Annotated in this window: 17 protein-coding genes; 11 read left to right on the top strand and 6 right to left on the bottom strand. The window is 69.9% G+C overall.

Going from position 1 to position 20023, the window contains the following annotated elements; genetic code table 11:
- Positions 1 to 67 precede the first annotated feature (67 nt).
- On the top strand, positions 68 to 1834 hold the full coding sequence (locus PQV94_RS04080; protein WP_274287520.1) for an acetyl/propionyl/methylcrotonyl-CoA carboxylase subunit alpha: 1767 nt from the start codon (positions 68 to 70) through the stop codon (positions 1832 to 1834).
- 178 nt (positions 1835 to 2012) lie between these two features.
- Here PQV94_RS04080 and PQV94_RS04075 read toward each other — a convergent pair whose 3' ends face one another.
- Positions 2013 to 3473 (bottom strand): NAD(P)H-quinone dehydrogenase, encoded by a 1461-nt coding sequence (locus tag PQV94_RS04075; RefSeq protein ID WP_443192704.1) that lies wholly within the window; start codon positions 3471 to 3473, stop codon positions 2013 to 2015.
- 89 nt (positions 3474 to 3562) lie between these two features.
- Between PQV94_RS04075 and PQV94_RS04070 the strand changes: the two genes are divergently transcribed.
- Genes PQV94_RS04070 through PQV94_RS04060 form a run of 3 tightly spaced genes read left to right on the top strand, consistent with a single transcriptional unit; the run spans position 3563 to position 6656 of the window.
- Positions 3563 to 4396: a purine-nucleoside phosphorylase gene (locus PQV94_RS04070; RefSeq protein WP_274287518.1), complete on the top strand. Its 834-nt coding sequence runs from the start codon at positions 3563 to 3565 to the stop codon at positions 4394 to 4396.
- Positions 4393 to 6066 carry a phospho-sugar mutase gene (locus PQV94_RS04065; RefSeq protein WP_274287517.1) on the top strand — a complete coding sequence of 558 codons (1674 nt, stop codon included), beginning with the start codon at positions 4393 to 4395 and terminating at the stop codon, positions 6064 to 6066. The genes PQV94_RS04070 and PQV94_RS04065 overlap by 4 nt, the downstream gene beginning before the upstream one ends.
- Positions 6063 to 6656, top strand: coding sequence for a GNAT family N-acetyltransferase (locus tag PQV94_RS04060; protein ID WP_274287516.1), 594 nt, complete (start codon positions 6063 to 6065; stop codon positions 6654 to 6656). Before PQV94_RS04065 ends, PQV94_RS04060 begins: the two co-directional genes overlap by 4 nt.
- Positions 6657 to 6991: 335 nt before the next feature.
- On the opposite strand, the gene PQV94_RS04055 is transcribed toward PQV94_RS04060, so the two are convergent.
- A complete protein-coding gene (locus tag PQV94_RS04055; protein WP_274287515.1) occupies positions 6992 to 8902 on the bottom strand; it encodes a BglG family transcription antiterminator in 1911 nt (636 codons plus the stop codon).
- A gap of 159 nt (positions 8903 to 9061) precedes the next feature.
- Here PQV94_RS04055 and PQV94_RS04050 point away from each other — a divergent pair, with 159 nt between their 5' ends.
- The 7 genes from PQV94_RS04050 to PQV94_RS04020 all read left to right on the top strand — a co-directional run bounded on the left by PQV94_RS04050 (position 9062) and on the right by PQV94_RS04020 (position 15640).
- Positions 9062 to 9385: a PTS sugar transporter subunit IIB gene (locus PQV94_RS04050; RefSeq protein ID WP_274287514.1), complete on the top strand. Its 324-nt coding sequence runs from the start codon at positions 9062 to 9064 to the stop codon at positions 9383 to 9385.
- Positions 9386 to 9402: 17 nt separating this feature from the next.
- Positions 9403 to 9678: an HPr family phosphocarrier protein gene (locus PQV94_RS04045; protein ID WP_274287513.1), complete on the top strand. Its 276-nt coding sequence runs from the start codon at positions 9403 to 9405 to the stop codon at positions 9676 to 9678.
- A gap of 11 nt (positions 9679 to 9689) precedes the next feature.
- Positions 9690 to 11369 carry a phosphoenolpyruvate--protein phosphotransferase gene (gene ptsP, locus PQV94_RS04040; RefSeq protein ID WP_274287512.1) on the top strand — a complete coding sequence of 560 codons (1680 nt, stop codon included), beginning with the start codon at positions 9690 to 9692 and terminating at the stop codon, positions 11367 to 11369.
- Positions 11370 to 11405: 36 nt separating this feature from the next.
- Positions 11406 to 13094, top strand: a complete 1689-nt coding sequence (locus tag PQV94_RS04035; RefSeq protein ID WP_274287511.1) for a PTS mannitol transporter subunit IICB — start codon at positions 11406 to 11408, stop codon at positions 13092 to 13094.
- A 117-nt stretch (positions 13095 to 13211) separates the two neighbouring features.
- Complete coding sequence (locus tag PQV94_RS04030; protein ID WP_243226955.1) at positions 13212 to 13643, top strand: PTS sugar transporter subunit IIA; 432 nt, start codon at positions 13212 to 13214, stop codon at positions 13641 to 13643.
- Entirely contained in the window at positions 13640 to 14785 is a 1146-nt protein-coding gene (locus tag PQV94_RS04025) for a mannitol-1-phosphate 5-dehydrogenase (RefSeq protein WP_274287510.1), read from the top strand. Before PQV94_RS04030 ends, PQV94_RS04025 begins: the two co-directional genes overlap by 4 nt.
- Positions 14786 to 14872: 87 nt before the next feature.
- Positions 14873 to 15640, top strand: coding sequence for an alpha/beta hydrolase (locus PQV94_RS04020; protein ID WP_443192703.1), 768 nt, complete (start codon positions 14873 to 14875; stop codon positions 15638 to 15640).
- Between the two features lie 336 nt (positions 15641 to 15976).
- Here the strand turns inward: PQV94_RS04020 and PQV94_RS04015 are convergent, their stop codons facing one another.
- The 4 genes from PQV94_RS04015 to PQV94_RS04000 form a co-directional block, all read right to left on the bottom strand.
- The gene (locus PQV94_RS04015) at positions 15977 to 16891 is read right to left on the bottom strand and encodes a hypothetical protein (protein ID WP_274287509.1); all 915 of its coding nucleotides are present in this window, start codon (positions 16889 to 16891) and stop codon (positions 15977 to 15979) included.
- Positions 16892 to 17164: 273 nt separating this feature from the next.
- Entirely contained in the window at positions 17165 to 18280 is a 1116-nt protein-coding gene (locus PQV94_RS04010; RefSeq protein ID WP_274287508.1) for an adenosine deaminase, read from the bottom strand.
- Positions 18281 to 18311: 31 nt separating this feature from the next.
- A complete protein-coding gene (locus PQV94_RS04005) occupies positions 18312 to 19604 on the bottom strand; it encodes a thymidine phosphorylase (protein ID WP_274287507.1) in 1293 nt (430 codons plus the stop codon).
- Complete coding sequence (locus PQV94_RS04000; protein WP_137416324.1) at positions 19601 to 20002, bottom strand: cytidine deaminase; 402 nt, start codon at positions 20000 to 20002, stop codon at positions 19601 to 19603. Before PQV94_RS04000 ends, PQV94_RS04005 begins: the two co-directional genes overlap by 4 nt.
- Positions 20003 to 20023: the final 21 nt, after the last annotated feature.

The following is a 20023-nucleotide window of genomic DNA, read 5'->3' as shown; positions in this document are numbered from 1 at the left end:
ACAGAATTATTTGTTCTTGTGGAGTTCGGTCAAAAAGACACGGCAACCTCTCGCTAGGCTGGCACTCATGCCTCGCATCGCCAAGGTCCTCATCGCGAACCGCGGCGAGATCGCCGTACGCATCATCCGCGCCGCCCGTGACGCCGGTATCGCCTCCGTCGCGGTCTACTCCGACCAGGACAGGGATGCTCTGCACGTGCGTCTCGCCGACGAGGCGTACGCCCTCGAGGGCACGACGAGCGCCGAGACGTACCTGTCGATCGAGAAGATCCTCTCCGTGCTCCGACGCGCGGGCGCCGACGCCGTCCACCCCGGCTACGGCTTCCTCGCCGAGAACGCCGACTTCGCGCGCGCGGTCATCGGCGCCGGCGCCACCTGGATCGGTCCCTCGCCCGACGCCATCGAGGCGCTCGGAGACAAGGTCACCGCCCGCCACGTCGCCGAGAAGGTCGGAGCGCCGCTCGCGCCGGGAACCCCAGGCCCCGTCTCGGGCGCCGACGAGGTCGTCGCCTTCGCCCAGCAGTACGGACTGCCCATCGCGATCAAGGCCGCCTACGGCGGCGGCGGTCGCGGTCTCAAGGTCGCGCGTGAGCTCGACGAGGTCGCGGAACTCTTCGAATCCGCGACCCGTGAGGCGATCACCGCGTTCGGGCGCGGCGAGTGCTTCGTCGAGAAGTACCTCGACAAGCCGCGCCACGTCGAAACCCAGTGCCTGGCGGATGCCGCCGGCAACGTCGTCGTGATCTCCACGCGCGACTGCTCGCTGCAGCGCCGCCATCAGAAGCTCGTCGAGGAGGCCCCCGCGCCGTTCCTGACCGAGGAGCAGAACCGCATCCTCTACGAGTCCTCCAAGGCCATCCTGCGCGAGGTCGGCTACCTCGGCGCCGGAACCTGCGAGTTCCTCATCGGGGCGGATGGAACGATCTCCTTCCTCGAGGTCAACACGCGCCTGCAGGTGGAGCACACGGTGTCCGAAGAGGTCACCGGCATCGACCTCGTCCGCGAGCAGTTCCGCATCGCCGAGGGCGAGCTGATCGGCTACGACGACCCGGCGCCCATCGGCCACTCGATCGAGTTCCGCATCAACGGCGAAGACCCGGGACGCGGCTTCCTGCCCCAGCCCGGCCCCGTCAAGGTCTTCAAGACCTTCGGCGGCCCCGGCATCCGTCTCGACTCGGGCGTCACCGCGGGCGATGTCGTCTCGGGAGCGTTCGACTCGCTCCTGGCGAAGCTGATCGTGACAGGACGAGACCGCGCGGAGGCGCTCGCACGCGCCCGCCGCGCCCTCGACGAGTTCGAGGTCGCGGGCCTGCCCACCGTCATCCCGTTCCACCGCGACGTCGTGCGTCAGCCGGCCTTCACGGCCGAAGACGGCGTCTTCGGCGTCTACACGCGCTGGATCGAGACCGAGTACGTGAACGAGATCCCCGCGTGGGATGGCGAGCTCAGCGACATCGCGCAGCCCGAGCAGCGACACACGGTCGTGGTCGAGGTCGGCGGCAAGCGTCTCGAAGTGAGTCTTCCCGACCGCATCGCGGCGGCCCCGGCACAGACCGGTCGCCCCGCCGCGGTGCCGCCCTCGCGCCGTTCGCACCAGACGACGGCAAACGCGGGCGCCGCGGGCGATGCGGTCAAGGCGCCGATGCAGGCGACGATCGTCAAGGTCGCGGTCTCGGAGGGCCAGCAGGTCGTCAAGGGAGATCTCGTCGTCGTCCTCGAGGCGATGAAGATGGAGCAGCCCATCCAGGCCCACAAGGACGGCGTGGTCGGGGCGATCAACGCCGCCGCCGGGACCACGGTCTCCGCGGGCCACCAGCTCCTGACCATCAACTGACCCACTCGGGCCGCCGGCCCGGTGCCCGAGTTGCGTCGCATGTGCGCAGATGAACCACTTCTGCGCACATGCCACAGTCATCTCCTGTAGCGGTCGCGCAGGAGTGTCGCGGTTACGCCGGGTGGATACGGCACGATCCGCGACCTCGCTCCGGATGCGGCGACGCACCGCATCCGGATCAGTCCTCGTCTTCGGTGGCCGGCTCGATGACGTGCATCGCGCGCATCGCGTCGGTCACGGATCCCGACAGCGACGGGTAGACCGTGAACACGCGCGACACCTGGTCGACGGTCAGCCGGCGCTCCACGGCGATGGCGATGGGGTAGATGAGATCGGATGCGCGCGGGCCGACGATCGTGCCGCCGATGACGGTTCCGCTGCCCTCGCGCGCGATGATCTTGACGAAGCCGTCCTTGATGCCCATCATCTTCGCCCGCGGGTTGGCCGCGAGCGGCAGTTTGCAGACCACTCCGTTGATCGCGCCGTCGCGGATGTCCTTCTCCTGCCAACCGACCGTGGCGATCTCGGGCGCGGTGAAGATGTTGGCGGCGATACGTCGCTGCTCGAGCGGGATGACGACATCGCCGAGCGCGTGGAAGATCCCGGTGCGACCCTGCATGGAGGCGACCGAGGCGAGAGGGACGAAGGTCGTGCAGTCCCCCGCGGCGTAGATGTTGGGCACGGAGGTGCGCGCGACACGGTTGACGCGGATGTGGCCCGACTCGGTCGTCTCGACCCCGGCCTCCTCGAGGCCGATGCCCGCCGTGTTCGGGATGGATCCCACGGCCATCAGACAGTGGCTGCCCTCGATCGTGCGGCCGTCGGCGAGGGTCACGCGGACGCCGTCGCCAGTGTTCTCGGCGCGCTCGGCGCGCGCCTTCGCCAGCAGCGTCATCCCCCCGCGCGCGAAAACCTTCTCGAGCACCGCCGCGGCATCCGCATCCTCGCCGGGCAGCACCTGGTCGCGGCTGGAGACGAGCGTCACCTTCGCGCCGAGGTTCATGTAGGCGGAGGCGAACTCGGCGCCCGTGACGCCGGAGCCCACGACGATGAGGTGCTCGGGAATCGTCTTCATGTCGTAGAGCTGGGTCCACGTGAGGATGCGTTCGCCGTCGGGCTTGGCGCTGGCGAGCTGACGCGGCGAGGCACCCACGGAGACGACGAGCGTGTCGGCCTCCACCCGGTCGAAGTCCGTGCCACCGGGGCCGGTCGAGGCGACCACCGCGCCGGGGCCGTCGAGGCGGCCGTGGCCCGAGATGATGCGGACGCCCGCGGAAACGAGCGAGGCGCGCATGTCGTCGGACTGCTGGCGGGCGAGCGAGAGGAGGCGCTTGTTCACGGCGGCCAGGTTGATCGCCACCTGCGGCTGAAGGGGCTTGCCGGTGCCGTCCTTCGCGAACAGCTGCACGCCCAGATCGCTCGCTCCAGCGATGGCGACCGCGGCGTCGGCCGTGGCGATGAGCGACTTGGACGGAACGACGTCCGTGATGACCGCCGAGCCGCCCACGCCGGCGCGTTCCACGAGGGTCACCTCGGCCCCGAGCTGCGCCGCCGCCAGCGCCGCCTCGTAGCCGCCCGGGCCACCACCGATGATCGCGACGCGCTGGGCGCTCTCGAAGCTCGCAGACATGGTGCTCATTCTCTCCCGCGACAGCGCGCGCCGACGAATCGGAGGATGCGGCGAGCGTCGATGTGGCCCGCGGGGCCTCGGGTTCATAAGGTGGGGACATGGCAACGACCCCCCTCAACCCGCTCGACGACCCGGCAGCCGATCCCTTCGAGATCGCCCGCCGCGCCGCCGACGACATCGCGCGCCTCACCGGCGTCGCCCAGCACGACATCGCCCTCACGCTCGGAAGCGGCTGGGGCAAGGCCGCGGATCTCATCGGTGAGACCGTCGCGACCATCGACGCGCCGGAGGTCACGGGCTTCAGCAAGCCCGCACTGGAGGGTCACGTCGGGACGCTCCGGAGCGTCCGCACGCCCTCGGGCAAGCACGTGCTGGTCATCGGCGCACGCACGCATTACTACGAGGGCCACGGCACCCGACGCGTCGTGCACAGCGTGCGCACGGCCGCCGCGACAGGTGCGCGCACCATGGTGCTCACCAATGGCGCCGGCGGTATCAAGGAGCACTGGAAGCCGGGAACGCCCGTGCTCATCAGCGACCACATCAACCTCACCGCCGACTCCCCGCTCGAGGGCGCGACCTTCATCGACCTCACCGATCTCTACTCCTCGCGCCTGCGCGATCTCGCGCGCACCGTCGATGCGAGCCTGGACGAGGGCGTCTACTGCCAGTTCCGCGGTCCGCAGTACGAGACGCCCGCCGAAGTGCAGATGGCCAAGATCATCGGCGGACACATCGTCGGCATGTCGACCGCTCTCGAGGCGATCGCGGCCCGACAGGCCGGGATGGAGGTGCTGGGCTTCTCGCTCATCACCAACCTGGCCGCGGGAATCTCGCCCACTCCGCTCAGCCACGCCGAGGTCATCGAGGCAGGCCGCGAGGCGGAGCCGGTGATCTCGGACCTTCTCGCCCGCGTGATCGGCCAGCTGTGAACGACAGCCTCGAGGCGGCGCGCGCTTGGCTCGCGCAGGACCCCGATCCCGAGACGCGCGAGGAACTCACCGGCATCCTCACCGCCGCGGATGCGGGCGACGCATCCGCTCTCGCCGCACTGCAGGACCGCTTCGGCACCCGCCTCGCCTTCGGCACAGCGGGCCTCCGCGGCGAACTCGGCGCGGGAAGCAACCGCATGAACCGGGTCCTCGTGGCACAGGCCGCCGCTGGCCTTGCCGCCTACCTCATGAACACCGCGACCGACGGGCGCACGCCTCGCGTCGTGGTGGGCTACGACGGGCGACGCAATTCGGACGTCTTCGCGCGCGACTCGGCGGAGATCTTCGCGGGAGCCGGCCTCGACGCCGTGCTGCTGCCCAGACTCCTGCCCACCCCCGTCCTCGCCTTCGCCGTCAGGCATCTGGATGCGGATGCGGGCGTCATGGTCACGGCGAGCCACAACCCGCCGAACGACAACGGCTACAAGGTGTACCTCGGCGGCGCCGACGACGGGTCCCAGATCGTGCCGCCTGCCGACGGCGAGATCGCAGCGGAGATCTCCCGCGTGGCCGCGGAGGTCTCCGCGAGCGAGATCCCCCGCTCGCTGGGGTACCGGACCGCATCCGAGGAGGTCGTCGAGGCTTATGTCTCGGCCACCGCCGCGGTCGGGCCCGCACCGGCCGGAGCCGAAGGGCTGCGCTGGGTCTACACCGCCATGCATGGCGTGGGTGGGGAGGCCCTGGGGCGCATCGTCGCCGCCGCCGGATACCCCGAGCCCGTTCAGGTGTCGGCGCAGGCCGAGCCCGACGGACGCTTCCCGACCGTCGCCTTCCCCAATCCGGAAGAGCCCGGCGCGATGGACCTCGCCTTCCAGACGGCGCGCGACGCGGGTGCGGAGCTCATCATCGCCAACGACCCCGACGCCGACCGTCTCGCGGTGGCCGTACCCGACGCGGATGCGGACGGCGGCTGGCGCCGGCTGACGGGCAACCAGATCGGGCTGCTGCTCGGCTGGCGCGCGGCGCGCAAGGCGTCGGAGGCCGGCGCATCCGGCACGCTCGCCTGTTCGCTCGTCTCCTCCCCGGGATTGCAGACCGTCGCCGAGCACTACGGCTTGGGCTTCACCGCGACCTTGACCGGTTTCAAGTGGATCTCGCGCGCGCCCGGGCTGATCTTCGGTTTCGAAGAGGCGCTCGGATACCTCGTGAACCCCGAGACGGTGCGCGACAAGGACGGCATCTCGGCCGCCGTGGCGGCGCTCGAACTGGCGAGCGAGGCCCGCGCCAACGGCAGGACGCTGCAGGATCTGCTCGACGAGTTCGACCGGACATTCGGCTTCTTCGCGAGCGATCAGATCTCGGTGCGGGTGCAGGATCTCTCCATCATCGGCACGATCATGTCGAGCCTGCGAGCGGATCCTCCCGCGCGCATCGGCGACGTGAAGGTGAAGGCGGTCGAGGACCTCAGCGAGGGGTCCGAGGCGCTGCCCGCGAGCGACGTGCTCCGCTACACCCTCAAGGGCGGCTCGCGCGTGATCGTTCGTCCCTCCGGCACCGAGCCCAAGCTCAAGGCGTACCTCGACGTCCGCGGGGAATCGGCAGCGGATGCCGCTGAGCGCATCGCTGCCCTGGGCGACGGAGTGCGGGCGCTGCTGGACGCCCGTTCGTGAACAGCTGGTCCGACGCGCCGCTGCTCGAGAACGCCCACGTGCGTCTCGAGCAGCTGGCGCCCGAGCACGCGGATGATCTCGCGGCGGCCGTCGCGGTCGACGAGCTCTGGCGCACCTGGTACACCCGCATCCCTTCGCCTGACGGCATGCGGGATGAGATCGAGAGTCGTCTCGATCGGCAGCGCGCAGGGCTCGTCGCGCCGTGGGCGATCGTATCCGTGCGCGACGGCCGTGCGGTCGGCATGACGACGTACCTCAACCTCGACGAGGCCAACCGTCGCCTGGAGATCGGCTCGACCTGGATGGGGCGCGCCGCCCAGGGCATCGGCATCAACCCGGCCGCGAAGCTCCTGCTGCTGGAGCGCGCCTTCGATGTGCTCGGATGCGGCGCGGTCGAGTTCCGTACCCACTGGCACAACCATCAGTCCCGCGCGGCGATCGCCCGACTCGGCGCCAAGCAGGACGGCGTACTGCGCAACCACACGGTGTGGGCCGACGGCACGATACGCGACACCGTCGTCTTCTCGATCATCGACGGCGAGTGGCCGACGGTGCGCGCTGCGCTGACCGCGCGCCTCCGCCACCGCTGACCCGCCGCATCCGCGTCTCGCGCGTCGCCGCGCACCCCGCCCCGTCGTCGCATCCGCTCGTCACAGCATCCGCTCGTCACAGCATCCGTGTCTCAATCGTTCACGCGACGGGGGCGTACGACCTGCACGAATGAGACACGCATCACCCGCGCCGCATCCGTGTCTCAACCGTTCACGCGAATCGCCCCGGGTACGTGAACGATTGAGACGCGCAGGAGCACACCAGGGGTCGAACGCATGAGTCGAGCGCGGGGAGCAGGCAGGCTGGCAGGCGCACGCCGCACCAGGCGGCGACCACATCCGCAGGCGGCATCACGCCGCACGAGGCGAAGGCCTCAGCCGTCGATCACGGCGACGAGCTCGTCGAGGAAGGCGGAGAAGTCGGTGCCGCGACGCACGATGCGCTGCACGGAGTCGCGCTCGCTGAACACCTCGACGAACTGCTCGAACACGGTCTGGAAGGCTTCGCGGTCGGTCTCGGAGAATGCCGCGAGCGCGACGACCTGCACCCGCGAGTCCCCCCAGGGCATAGGCGGATCGGCGATGCCGATCGCGATCGCCGTGCGCACCGCGGTCATCCCGATCGCGTGCGGCACGGCGAGGGCGTCGGTGAACGCGGTCGATGAGAGGTGCTCGCGCTCGATCGCCCGTTCGATGTAGCCCGCATCGATGACGCCGCGCTCCACGAGCATCCCCCCGAGCTGACGGATGACGCCCTCCTCGCCGTTCGATGCGTCGAGACCGCGGACGAACGACGCGGCATCGAAGTAGCGCTCGAGCTCGGCGCGCAGGCGCGCGAGGCGTCGGCCACGGCGGATGCGGCCGGCGACGGCCTGGACACGCTCGATGTCGCTGGGGGTCAGGAACGGCTGGATCCGCACGAAGCGCTCCCCCGAGACGGGCGCGTCGATCGTGGTCAGCACGAGATCGGTGTCGATCCCTGCCCAGTCGGGGTCGACTCGCGTCTCGACGTCGACGACCTCGATCGCCTGACCGAGCGAGCGGTCCACGCTCGAGCGCAGCAGTTCGTGGAGCTCGTAGTAGCCGGGGCACACGATGGTGGCGGTCAACAGGTTGTCGGAGCGACGGCTTCGTTCGAGCTGCCCGCCGACGTGCATCGCGATGTAGGCGATCTCGTCGTCCAGCAGCGGGATATCGAGGCGTTCCTGCAGCCGGCTCGCGATGTAGACGGCGACGTCGAAGATCATCGGATACGTCGACTTCAGCGATCGGGTGAGGGGGTTGCGCGACCACGCGTTCTCCCGGGCGCGAAGCCGCAGGTTCTGCACGTGAAGGCTCAGACGCTGCACGAACTCGGGCGCGAGGATGTCGACGAGGAACTCGGATGCGGCCTCCGCCACCACCTCGCTCACCACCTGTTCCACCTCGGCGTCCAGCGGTGTCCGCGCCGAATCGGCGGCACCGGGGGCGACGATGCGCGTCAGCACGATCGTCGCGAGGTGGATGGTGTCTCCCGTGCCCAGGCGCACACCCAGGTGCTCCCGCGCGAGCTCGTCGATGACCCTGCCGATCGCCGCCTGCGCGTCGGTCGGCGTCGTCGCGGCCTCGTCGAGGGCGCGACCGAGCGAGACCCGGTCGGCCGAGATGGCGATGTGCATCAGCACATCGGCGATTCCGAACTCGTTCACGTAGTAGCCCAGTTCGCTCAAGCGAGCGACGAGCTCCGCCTTGAACTGGCCGAACGCGCGCGGCGCGACGGACTCCTCGCCGAGCGTTCGTCGCAGCGCGGAGAGGTCGAACGCGCCCTCATCCATCTCGTCGTGCACGAGACGGCTGAGGAGCCTGCGCTGCGCGGCTTCGGAACCGACGAGCCGCGCTCGGGACGCGGAGCGCTCCAGCACCAGCTCCGTGCCGCCCAAGAGGCCTCGTACGCGGGCGAGATCGGACTCGAGCGTCGCCGGGCTGACGAAGAGACGGTCGGCCGTTTCGAAGACGTCGATGCCCTCGTCGCCGGCGAGCAGAGCCCGCACGATCGTGTGGAGCCGATCACGGGGAGTTCCCGCATCCGTCGGATGGTCGCGCAACGTGGCGGCTGCCTCGGCACCGGCACGGTAGCCCAGCGGGCCCGATTCAACGGCTCCCGCAGCGCGCGCATTCAACGCGGTGACGTAGCTGCGGATGCTGCGCGGCGTCACACCGAGGAGATCGGCGAGGGTGCCGGCGGTGATCCAATCGCGCTCGCGGACCAGGATGCCCAGCACCCTGTCCTGTCGCGCTCGCGTCACGTCACCCTCCGAGATCCCGGCTGGCACCGGCACTCCATTCCATCACGTGGGCGGCAGGCCCGGCCCGCCCTGCCGCGGCGATTTCCGCTCGGGGCGGAAGAACCTCTGGTTGCCGCACTCACGGCCGGTTCACAGGATGGAGAGGAAGGAGGCGGGTCGATGAGGATCCTGGTGGTGTGCGGCGCTGGTGCGTCGAGCACATTCGTGGCACAGCGGCTGCAGCGAGCGGCGGTGTCCGCCGGGCTCGATCTCCAGGCCGAAGCCGTACCGCACGTCGCGTTGACGGCGCGCATCGGCGAGGCGGAGCTCGTGCTGATCGGACCGCACCTGACGCAGGTGGCGGACAGCATCCGAGAGGATGCGGCGCGCCACGGAGTCTCCGTGATCGTCCTGCCCGAGGACATCTTCACGGATCGAGACGGTCGACGAACGCTCGACCTGATCACGAATCAGGCAGCGTCGCTGCCCGGCCCCACGGCCTGAGAAGGAAAGGCACCCACATGTCCCTCGCAACCCGTACCGTGCGCATCGGCTCGTCGCACGGCCTGCACGCCCGACCCGCGAAGCTCTTCGCTCAGGCGGCCAAGGAGGCGGGAGTCCCGGTCACGATCGCGAAGGATTCGGGGGCCGCGACGAACGCCGCGAGCATCCTCGGCGTCATCTCGCTGGGACTGGACTACGGCGACTACGTGACCCTGACCGTCGACGGCGGGGATGCGGAGGCCATCCTCGACCGCCTCGCGGACCTGCTGACCACCGACCACGACGCCGCCTGAGGAGAGACACCATGAGCACCACCATTCCCGGAGTCGGTATCGGACTCGGCGTCGCCCAGGGCCCCGTCGCCCGCATGGCCGCGCCGCTTCCCGCACCCGCTGACGAGCCGTCGACCCTCGATGTCGCGGCGGAGACGGCCCGCGTGCGAGAGGCCGTCGCCGCGGTCGCCCGCGAGCTGGAGCAGCGCGGCGCCACCGCCGGCGGAGCCGCACAGGACGTTCTGGAGGCTCAGGCGATGATGGCCGAGGACCCGGCACTGGAGTCCGAGGTCGACACGCGCCTCGCCACCGGCGCCACGGCCGAGCGCGCCGTGTACGACGCCTTCGCGAGCTTCCGCGACACTCTCGTCGCGGTCGGCGGCTACCTCGGCGAGCGCGCCGCGGACCTCGACGACGTCGCCCAGCGCGTGATCGCACGCCTGCAGGGCGTCGCAGCCCCGGGCCTGCCCGAGCCTGGCCACCCCTACGTGCTGGTCGCGACCGACCTCGCCCCCGCCGACACCGCGCTGCTGGATCTCGACCAGGTGCTCGCGCTCGTCACGAGCGAGGGCGGTCCCACCTCGCACACCGCGATCCTGGCCCGTGAGAAGGGCATCGTCGCGATCGTGGGCGCCGCCGGCGCTTCGGACCTCGTGGACGACCAGGTGGTCATCGTGGACGCCGCCGCCGGCGTCGTCACCACCGACCCGACCGAAGAGGAACTGCGTCGCGCGCAGAACCGTGCCGACGCGCGCGCCGCCGCCGCATCCGCCCCGATCACCGCCGGTGCTCTCTCCGACGGCACCGCGGTGCCGCTGCTGGCCAACCTCGGCAACCCGGAGGGCGCTGCCGAGGCCGTCGCGCTGGGCGCAGAAGGCGTCGGCCTGTTCCGCACCGAGTTCCTCTTCCTGAGCTCTGCCAACGCCCCCACGGTCGCGCAGCAGCGGGAGTCGTACACGCGTCTGCTCTCCGCATTCCGCGGCAAGAAGGTCGTCGTGCGCGCCCTGGATGCGGGCGCCGACAAGCCGCTCGCCTTCCTCAACGATGCGCACGAGGAGAACCCGGCGCTGGGGCTGCGTGGCCTGCGCGCCCTCCGCGCGAACGAGGATATCCTGCGCGAGCAGCTCACGGCCCTGAGCGAAGCGGATGCGGCCGTCGCCGCATCCGGGGAGCCCGCCGACCTGTGGGTCATGGCACCGATGGTCGCCACCGTCGAGGAGACGACCTACTTCGTCGAGCTCGCTCGCGAGTTCGGCATCAAGACGGCCGGTGTCATGGTCGAGGTCCCCTCGTCCGCGCTGCTCGCCGACCGGGTGCTCAAGCACGCGGACTTCGCCTCCATCGGAACGAACGACCTGACCCAGTACACGCTGGCCGCCGATCGTCTGCTCGGCTCCGTCGCCGGCTTCCAGGATCCGTGGCACCCCGCGGTTCTGGGACTCATCGGCACGACCGGTCGCGCCGGAAAGGAACTCGGAAAGCCCGTCGGCATCTGCGGCGAGGCGGCAGCCGACCCGCTGCTGGCCGTCGTTCTGGTCGGCCTCGGCGCAACGAGCCTTTCGATGGCCCCGACGGCCCTGGCGGACGTGCGCGCCACCCTCCTGCAGTACAGCCTCGAGGATGCCCGCCGCATCGCCGAGGCCGCCCTGGCAGCCGACGACGCCGCATCCGCGCGCGATGCGGCACGCGCGGCCGCCACCCCCGCCCCGTAACACCCCTTCCCACAAAGAGTAGAAAGAGACAGTCTCATGACGACGACGTCAGCTCCCGTCAAGCAGCCGGGAGGAGCCCGGGTCGCAGTCCAGCGATTCGGCACGTTCCTCTCCGGCATGATCATGCCCAACATCGCGGCCTTCATCGCGTGGGGCTTCATCACGATGCTCTTCATCCCCGCCGGGTTCTTCGGCGCGGACAGCCCCTTCGGCTGGCACTGGTACCCCGTCTCCGAGATCATCGGCGGCGGCGGCGACTCCGCCATCATCGGTTGGAACGGCGCCATGACCGCGCTCGCCCAGGGCGACGGCGGCACCTTCCAGGCCTACGCGGGCCTGGTGGGCGCCATGGTCACCTACCTGCTGCCGCTGCTGATCGCCAACACCGGAGGCCGCATGGTCTACGGCGAGCGCGGCGGCGTGGTGGCCACCATCGCCACGATGGGTGTCATCCTCGGCACCAACATCCCCATGTTCCTCGGTGCGATGATCATGGGCCCGATCGCGGCCTGGATCACCAAGCAGATGGACAAGATCTGGGACGGCAAGATCAAGCCCGGCTTCGAGATGCTGGTCAACAACTTCTCCGCTGGCATCCTGGGCATGATCCTCGCGATCATCGGTTTCTTCGCCTTCGGCCCGGTCTTCCTGGCCATCAGCGACGGCCTCGGCGAGGCGGTGAACTGGCTGGTCTCGCTGAACCTGCTGCCGCTCGTGTCGATCATCGTCGAGCCGGCCAAGGTGCTGTTCCTCAACAACGCCATCAACCACGGCGTCTTCACCCCGCTCGGCATCCAGCAGGCGGATGAGGTCGGCAAGAGCATCCTGTTCCTCATCGAGGCCAACCCCGGCCCCGGCATCGGACTGCTGCTGGCCTTCTCGTTCTTCGGAGTGGGCATGGCCAAGGCCTCGGCTCCGGGCGCCGCGATCATCCAGTTCTTCGGCGGCATCCACGAGATCTACTTCCCGTACGCGCTGAGCAAGCCCGTCACGATCCTCGCGCTCATCGCGGGCGGCGCGGCCGGTGTCACCACCAACATGGTGCTCGGCGGCGGTCTCGCCTTCCCCGCGGCCCCCGGCAGCATCATCGCCGTGGGAGCCGCAGCGATCGGCCCGGGCGTCGGCAACCTGCTGATCGTGTTCCTCTCGGTGCTCATCGCCGCAGCGGTCACCTTCATCCTGACGGCGATCATCCTGCGCGCTTCCCGCAAGCGCGATCTCGAGGCCGAGGCGGACACCTTCGGCGCGGCGATCGCTCAGACCGAGGCGAACAAGGGCAAGTCCTCCGCCGCGATGGACGCCCTGCGCGCCTCAGGCTCCTCGGACGCCACTGCCGCGCGTGACGCCAACGAGGCGCTCGACAAGCTCGAGACCGAGGCCGAGACCGGCGGCCTGGCCGACGGCGGCCTGCTCACCACGACGAAGGTCACCAACATCGTGTTCGCGTGCGACGCCGGCATGGGCTCGTCCGCCATGGGCGCGAGCGTGCTGCGCAACAAGATCAAGAAGGCGGGCGTCGAAGGCGTCACGGTCACCAACAAGGCGATCGCGAACCTCGACGGCAGCGAGGACCTGGTCATCACGCAGAACCAGCTCACCGACCGCGCGCGCAAGCAGACGCCGGGAGCTGTGCACGTCTCGGTCGACAACTTCATGAACTCTCCGAAGTACGAAGAGGTCGTGGACCTGGTCGTCGATCAGCAGAAGGATGGTCAGCAGGGCTGACCCCACAGGATGCGGGTCGCACACCTCGTGCGGCCCGCATCCGTGTCCATCGGACACGAGGTGCCCGCGCGGCGTCGCACGCTCGCCGCTCGCGGCAGAAACGGGAAAGGAAGAATCATGGCAGTTCTCGGCATCGGACAGGTGCGCATCCACTCCGGCGGCGCGAGCCGCGATGAGGCGATGCGCGAAGCCGCCGACATCCTCGAGTCCGCGGGTGCGGTCACGGGAAGGTACTTCGACGCCATGCAGCAGCGCGAGCAGGCCGTCTCGACCTACATGGGCAACGAGCTCGCGATCCCGCACGGCACCAACGAGACCAAGGACGAGATCCTCGCCTCCGGTCTTTCCGTCGTCCGCTACGACGGCGGCGTCGACTGGGACGGCAACCCCGTCTCCTTCGTCATCGGCATCGCCGGAAAGGGCGACGAGCACCTCGACATCCTGTCGCAGATCGCCCTGCTCTTCTCCGATGAGGACGACGTCGCGCGCCTGAAGGCCGCGTCGACGCCCGAGGAGCTCTACGAGCTGCTCGCCTCGGTGAACGCATGAAAGCCGTCCACTTCGGCGCCGGCAACATCGGCCGTGGCTTCGTCGGACTCCTCCTGCACGAGGGCGGCTACGAGGTCGTCTTCTCCGATGTGTCGGCCGGGCTCGTCGACGCGATCAACGCGGTCGACAGCTACACGGTGCACGAGGTGGGCGACGGCGGGACGGATGTCGTCGTCACCGGCTTCCGCGCCCTCAACAGCGCCGAGGACCCGCAGGCCGTCGTCGACGAGATCGCATCCGCGGACGTGGTCACCACCGCCGTCGGCCCCACGATCCTGAAGTTCGTCGCTCCTCTCATCCGCGCCGGTCTCGCTCAGCGCGACGAGGCACTCGCGCCGCTGCAGGTGATGGCGTGCGAGAACGCGATCGGGGCCACTGACCAGTTGCGCGCGCACATCGAGGAGCAGGCCGGCGACGACTGGCCGGCACTGTCGGCACGCGCCGTGTTCGCGAACACCGCCGTCGACCGGATCGTGCCGGGCCAGCCGGCGGATGCGGGGGTCGACGTGGTCGTCGAACCGTTCTACGAGTGGGCGATCGAACGCGCGCCCTTCGATGGCGAGCTGCCCCGCATCCCCGGCGCGCATTTTGTGGACGATCTTGCGCCGTACATCGAGCGGAAGCTCTTCACGGTGAACACCGGACATGCCGCGACCGCCTACTACGGCGCTCGCGCGGGCATCGAGCGCATCTCGGACGCGCTCGCCTCCCCCGAGATCGCCGCGGCCGTCTCGGCGACGCTGGAAGAGACCTCAGCTGTGCTCATCGCGAAGCATGAGTTCGCGCCGGACGAGCTCGCCCGCTACCGGGAGACGATCCTGGCCCGCTTCCGCAACCCGGCCCTCCCCGACACGGTGTGGCGCGTGGGGAGACAACCGCTGCGCAAGCTCTCACGTCACGAGCGCTTCGTCGGACCCGCCGCAGAGGCGGCGGAGCGCGGGCTGCCCACCGAGGCGCTCGTCGCCACGATGGGGGCGGCGCTCTCCTTCTCCTCCCCCGAGGACCCGGAGTCGATCGAGCTGCAGCGCCTGCTCGGCACGAAGAGCGCCGCGGCGTTCACGACCGAAGTCACCGGCCTCGACCCGCAGCATCCGCTGTTCGCTGCTGTACGCGATGTCGTGGCGGCCCATCAGCCGGCCTGAGCATCCGCGCGAGCCCCGCCCCCGTCGGCCATGACGGGGCGTGGGGCTCGCGGCGTTCTCACCGTCGGCGCCCTCTAGCCTGGACGGGTGACCGATCCCGCGCCTTCTCGTCCTCGCCGCCGCATCCGACGGGTTCTGGGGTGGTCGTTCGGCGGCCTGGGCGCACTCGTCGTGGCCGCTGTCCTGGGCGTGCTCATCTGGGGGCAGGTGGGCGTCATGGCCGCCGAGCCCGGCCCTCTCGAGGCGGTCCGCGCCGACGCTGCCGTCACGGTCGACGAACAGGCCGGCGCCATCGTCCTCTCGCCCGCATCCGGATCGTCCGAGGTGGGGCTCGTGTTCATCCCCGGCGCCAAGGTCGAGCCGATCGCGTATGCAGCCACGCTCTCGGGGCTCGTGGACGACGGCATCACCGTCGTGATCACCCGCCCCTGGTACAACCTGGCATTCCTCGACCCGCGCCCCCTGAACGCGTTCACCTCCCTTGCCCCCAGCATCGATACGTGGATGGTGGGCGGCCACTCGCTGGGCGGGGTGCGTGCGTGTCAGCTCGCGACGGATGCGGACGCGCTCGTGCTCTTCGCCTCGTACTGCGCGACCGACATCTCCGCCGCGGAGCTCCCCGTGCTCAGCATCGGAGGCAGTGAGGACGGCCTGTCGACGCCGGAGAAGATCCGGGACGCGGCGCCCCTCCTGCCAGCCGACGCCGAGGTGGTCGAGATCGACGGCGCGTCGCACGCATCCTTCGGCGCCTACGGACCCCAGGCGGGCGACGGCACTCCCACGATCAGCGAGGCGGAGATGACCGCGCGCGTGACGGAGCTCGTCACCGATTTCGCCGCCTCCCTCCCCCGCTGACGGCCGCCCGCGTGCCGGCCCAGCGTCGGGCGCTGCATCCGGCATCCCGTGTCTCACTCCTTCACGCCCCAGGGCTCAGGTTCGTGCACGGTTGAGACACGCGCTGCGCTCGATCGCCTCCGTGTCTCACTCATTCACACGGGACGACCCAAAGTCGTGCACGGTTGAGACACGCAGCTCACCCGATGCCTCCGTGTCTCACTCATTCACGCTCCGCGCCACGAAGGGGTGCACCCCTGAGACACGCACTGCGCTCGATCGCCTCCGTGTCTCACTCATTCAGGCTCCAGGGCTCGCGCTCGTGCACAACCGAGACACGCATCGGCCGCACCGGGGTCAGAGCGTGAACCGGCGACCGTGGTCCTTCCAGCCCCGCGCGATGAGCGCTGCACGCACCTTGGCGACAGCGATCCCAGGATCGGGTGAGAGGTGGTGATCGAGGATCCGGACGAGGTGCCATCCCGCATCCCGAATGGCGTCCCAGCGATCCGCATCGCGGCGGAACTGCGAAACGCTGAAGGCATGTTGACGCCCGTCGTACTCGACCGCCACGCGATATGCGGGGAACGCTTCATCCAGACGGGCGATGGTGCGTCCCTGCGTGTCTCGAAGCGGCACGTTGAGCTCGGGTTCGGGCAGTCCCGCGCGCACCAGCACCAGACGCAGCAGCGTCTCGCGCGCCGACTCGGAGCCCTCCCGCACGAGCGACAGCGGCTCACCGAGGACGTCGCCCCGCATGCGCAGCGCCTCCGCGGTCAGCGCCCGGATGGTCGTGAGCGGGCGGTCACGTCGCACGAGGTGGTCTGCGGCGACGACGAGCTCATCTGTCGTCCAGTCTCGAGACGCCTGCACCCACGCTCTCTCCGGCGCCTCGACAGGGAGCTCGCCGAGCAGGTGAACGTCGGGATCACGCTGCTGCAGTCGGTGGCCGGACACCCCGCGCGTGCGTGGCGGAGAGGACGGCCGATGCACCGAGACGTGGAGCGCTCGCTCCTCACGCGGCGGGACCGTGGCGCCATAGAGAGCGAGTGCCGTGGCGTGGCTGAAGAACTGACCCTCGCGCAGTCGGGGCAGATACCAGAGGCAACGACGCAGCAACTCGTCGACGTCCGGATGCCGCTCGTACCGCTCCGCGCGAACGCCGTGGAACGGTGCGAGGAACCGCGTCCCCTGCAGCACACCGCGTCCGATGCCTGCTTCGCGCGCCGCCCGATACGTAAAGCCGGATGGCGGATGCGTTGCGTCGGTCATCGGGGCATCCCATCACGACCGCCCGTCTGCTTCCGCGGCGCCCGTGGTCACCGTCGGCGACCCGCCGAGCGTGGGCGCCTGGGGAGGACCCGAAAGGGCCGATACCCTTCCGTGTCCCACACGTTCATGTCCCGCGCCCCAAAAACCTGCGCGACTGAGAAACGGATGGGACCGCGGGGACAGCACGGACCCAACCGACCGCACCGAGAGCCGGAGCGACCTACCCGCGGCGCCCGACCGAGGCCGGCGCAGGCGCGGGTCTGCCCGCCTGCCTCAGCGATCGAAGCCGTCGCTGATGAGGTCGATCAACTCCTCGCGCTCCTCGACCGGCAGGAACACGCCCGCGGCGGCGTTGATCTGGAAGGTCTCGAGGTCGTCGAGGCCGTAATCGAAGGCCTCAGCGAGCAGGGCAAGCTCGCGCGTGAGCGAGGTGCGGCTCTGCGTGCGGTTGTCGACGTTCACGGTCACGGCGAAGCCGAGCTGATACAGCAGATCGAAGGGGTGATCCGCCATCTCGTTGCCCCACGCCGCGATCGCGCCGGTCTGCAGGTTGGAGCTCGGGGAGAGTTCCAGCGGGATCTCCCGGTCGCGCACCCAGCGCGCGAGATCGCCGAACACGACCTCGACGACATCGCCCTCGCGCGAGACGACCTCGAGGTCCTGCGCGATACGCACGCCGTGCCCGAGACGCAGCGCACGCCCGTCGAGCAGCGCGGAACGAATCGAGTCGAGTCCCGCCGCCTCCCCGGCGTGCACGGTCACCGGGAAGAACTGCGCCGCGAGATAGTCGAAAGCGGCACGGTGGCGCGACGGCAGGAAGCCGTCCTCGGGCCCCGCGATGTCGAAGCCGACAGCGCCGCGATCGCGGAAGGCGACGGCGAGCTTGGCGATCTCCAGCGAACGATCGGTGTGGCGCATCGCGGTGATGAGCTGCCCGACGCGGATGTCGTGTCCGGCATCCGCCGCCGCATCCTCACCCTCCTCGATACCCTCCTGCACCGCTTCCACGACCTCTTCGAGCGAGAGCCCGCCGGACAGGTGCTGCTCCGGCGCCCAGCGGACTTCGCCGTAGATGACGCCGTCGGCGGCCAGATCCTCGACGAACTCGCGGGAGATCCGCGTCAGGTTCTCGCGCGTCTGCATCACCGACGTCGTGAGGTCGAAGGTCTTCAGGTACTCGACGAGCGAGCCCGAGTCGCTCGACTCCGCGAACCAGTCGGCGAGGTCGTCGCCGTCGCTCTCGGGCACGGGAAGGCCCGCGGCGTCGGCGAGCTCGACGATCGTGTCGGGGCGCACGGCACCGTCGAGGTGGTCGTGCAGGGAGATCTTCGGCAGGCTTCGCAGCGACACTCCGTCGAGGGTGGCGTCACCGTGCTGATCGATGGGCATGAGGGGGTGCTCCTCGCGGATAGCGGTGGACTCAGGCGGTGATGCGTTCGGCGACGCGGGCGGATGCGGCAGGTGCCGCCTCGCCGATCTCCCAGGCCCCCTCGAGCGCCTCCAGGGCGCGCGGGAAGCGGGCAGCATCCTCCGCCGACAGGGTGAACAGCGGGTGACCGGCCTCGATGCGCTCCCCGAGCTGCGCGTGCAGGTCGATGCCCGCCGCGTGCACGACGGCGTCCTGCGGACGCGCGCGTCCGGCGCCCAGGCGCCACGCGGCGATGCCGAACGGGAGCGCCTCCAGGCGGGTGACGACGCCGGAACTCGGCGCGAGCACCGTGTGCGTCTCCCGCGCTACCGGCAGCGCCGCATCCGGGTCGCCGTCCTGCGCCAGGATCATGCGCCGCCAGACATCCATGGCGCGCCCGTCTTTCAGCGCCGCCTCGACGTCCGCGTCGGGCTGACCGGCGAGCGTCAGCATCTCTCGGGCGAGTGCCACCGTCAGTTCGACGACATCCGCGGGGCCCCCGCCCGCGAGCACCTCGACCGATTCGCGCACCTCGTTCGCGTTGCCGATCGCTCGCCCGAGCGGGCTGTTCATGTCGGTGAGCAGCGCGGTGGTCGCGACGCCCGAGTCGTTGCCGAGCGCGACCATCGTGCGGGCGAGCTCGCGAGCCTTGTCGATGTCCTGCATGAAGGCGCCCGAACCGAACTTCACGTCGAGCACCAGGGATGCCGTGCCCTCCGCGATCTTCTTCGACATGATGCTCGATGCGATCAGAGGGATCGCCTCGACCGTGCCCGTGACATCGCGCAGCGCGTACAGGCGCTTGTCGGCCGGGGCGAGCCCGGATCCCGCGGCGCAGATCACCGCGCCCACGTCGTCGAGCTGCGCGAACATCTCGTCGTTGGAGAGGGCGGCGCGCCAGCCCGGGATCGACTCGAGTTTGTCGAGCGTGCCACCGGTGTGACCGAGGCCGCGTCCCGAAAGCTGCGGCACGGCGACGCCGAACGCCGCCACGAGGGGCGCCAGCGGGAGGGTGATCTTGTCTCCGACGCCTCCCGTGGAGTGCTTGTCGACCGTGGTCTTCGACAGCGCGGTGAAGCTCATCCGCTCACCCGAGGCGATCATGGCGTCGGTCATCACGCGGATCTCGTCACGGCTCATGCCGTTGAGCAGCACAGCCATCGCGAAGGCGGACATCTGCGCATCCGTCACGTACTCGCGCGTGTACGCGTCGATCATCCACCGCAGGGCCGGCTCATCGACGGGACGGCCGTCGCGCTTGGCGCGGATCACATCGACGGCGTCGAAGGGCTCGACCGTGCTCATCGGCGGTACTCCTCGAGATCACGGGGACCGAACGCGTCGGGCAGCACCTCGTCGATCGTGCGGATACCCGACACGGTCTCCAGCAGCATCCCTGGCAGCGCGAACTCGTTCAGCAACTGGCGGCAGCGCCCGCACGGCATGATCGTCTGTCCGTCGCCGTTCACGCACACGAACGCCACGAGCTGGCCGCCGCCGGTCATGTTCAGCTCCGACACCAGTCCGCACTCCGCGCAGAGTCCGACACCGTAGGAGGCGTTCTCGACGTTGCAGCCCGAGACGATCCGCCCGTCGGTGACGAGGGCGGCGGCTCCCACCTTGTAACGGGAGTAGGGCGCGTAGGCGCGCTGCATGGCCTCTGTCGCGGCGGTGCGCAGCTCATCCCAGTCGATGTCGGTCACGGTGTCCTTTCGAAAAAGCGG

It is taken from the genome of Microbacterium sp. Clip185, from assembly GCF_028743715.1.
Lineage (GTDB): Bacteria > Actinomycetota > Actinomycetes > Actinomycetales > Microbacteriaceae > Microbacterium.
The sequence above is the reverse complement of the archived record's forward strand: the minus strand, read 5'-3'. Positions and strand labels throughout refer to the sequence as shown.

Excerpts from the sequence above, each read along its gene's own strand:
- PQV94_RS04080 (WP_274287520.1), top strand. The coding sequence starts at position 68 with ATGCCTCGCATCGCCAAGGTCCTCATCGCGAACCGCGGCGAGATCGCC.
- PQV94_RS04075 (WP_443192704.1), bottom strand. The coding sequence starts at position 3,473 with ATGAGCACCATGTCTGCGAGCTTCGAGAGCGCCCAGCGCGTCGCGATC.
- PQV94_RS04070 (WP_274287518.1), top strand. The coding sequence starts at position 3,563 with ATGGCAACGACCCCCCTCAACCCGCTCGACGACCCGGCAGCCGATCCC.
- PQV94_RS04050 (WP_274287514.1), top strand. The coding sequence starts at position 9,062 with ATGAGGATCCTGGTGGTGTGCGGCGCTGGTGCGTCGAGCACATTCGTG.
- PQV94_RS04045 (WP_274287513.1), top strand. The coding sequence starts at position 9,403 with ATGTCCCTCGCAACCCGTACCGTGCGCATCGGCTCGTCGCACGGCCTG.
- ptsP (WP_274287512.1), top strand. The coding sequence starts at position 9,690 with ATGAGCACCACCATTCCCGGAGTCGGTATCGGACTCGGCGTCGCCCAG.
- PQV94_RS04035 (WP_274287511.1), top strand. The coding sequence starts at position 11,406 with ATGACGACGACGTCAGCTCCCGTCAAGCAGCCGGGAGGAGCCCGGGTC.
- PQV94_RS04030 (WP_243226955.1), top strand. The coding sequence starts at position 13,212 with ATGGCAGTTCTCGGCATCGGACAGGTGCGCATCCACTCCGGCGGCGCG.
- PQV94_RS04025 (WP_274287510.1), top strand. The coding sequence starts at position 13,640 with ATGAAAGCCGTCCACTTCGGCGCCGGCAACATCGGCCGTGGCTTCGTC.
- PQV94_RS04015 (WP_274287509.1), bottom strand. The coding sequence starts at position 16,891 with ATGACCGACGCAACGCATCCGCCATCCGGCTTTACGTATCGGGCGGCG.
- PQV94_RS04010 (WP_274287508.1), bottom strand. The coding sequence starts at position 18,280 with ATGCCCATCGATCAGCACGGTGACGCCACCCTCGACGGAGTGTCGCTG.
- PQV94_RS04005 (WP_274287507.1), bottom strand. The coding sequence starts at position 19,604 with ATGAGCACGGTCGAGCCCTTCGACGCCGTCGATGTGATCCGCGCCAAG.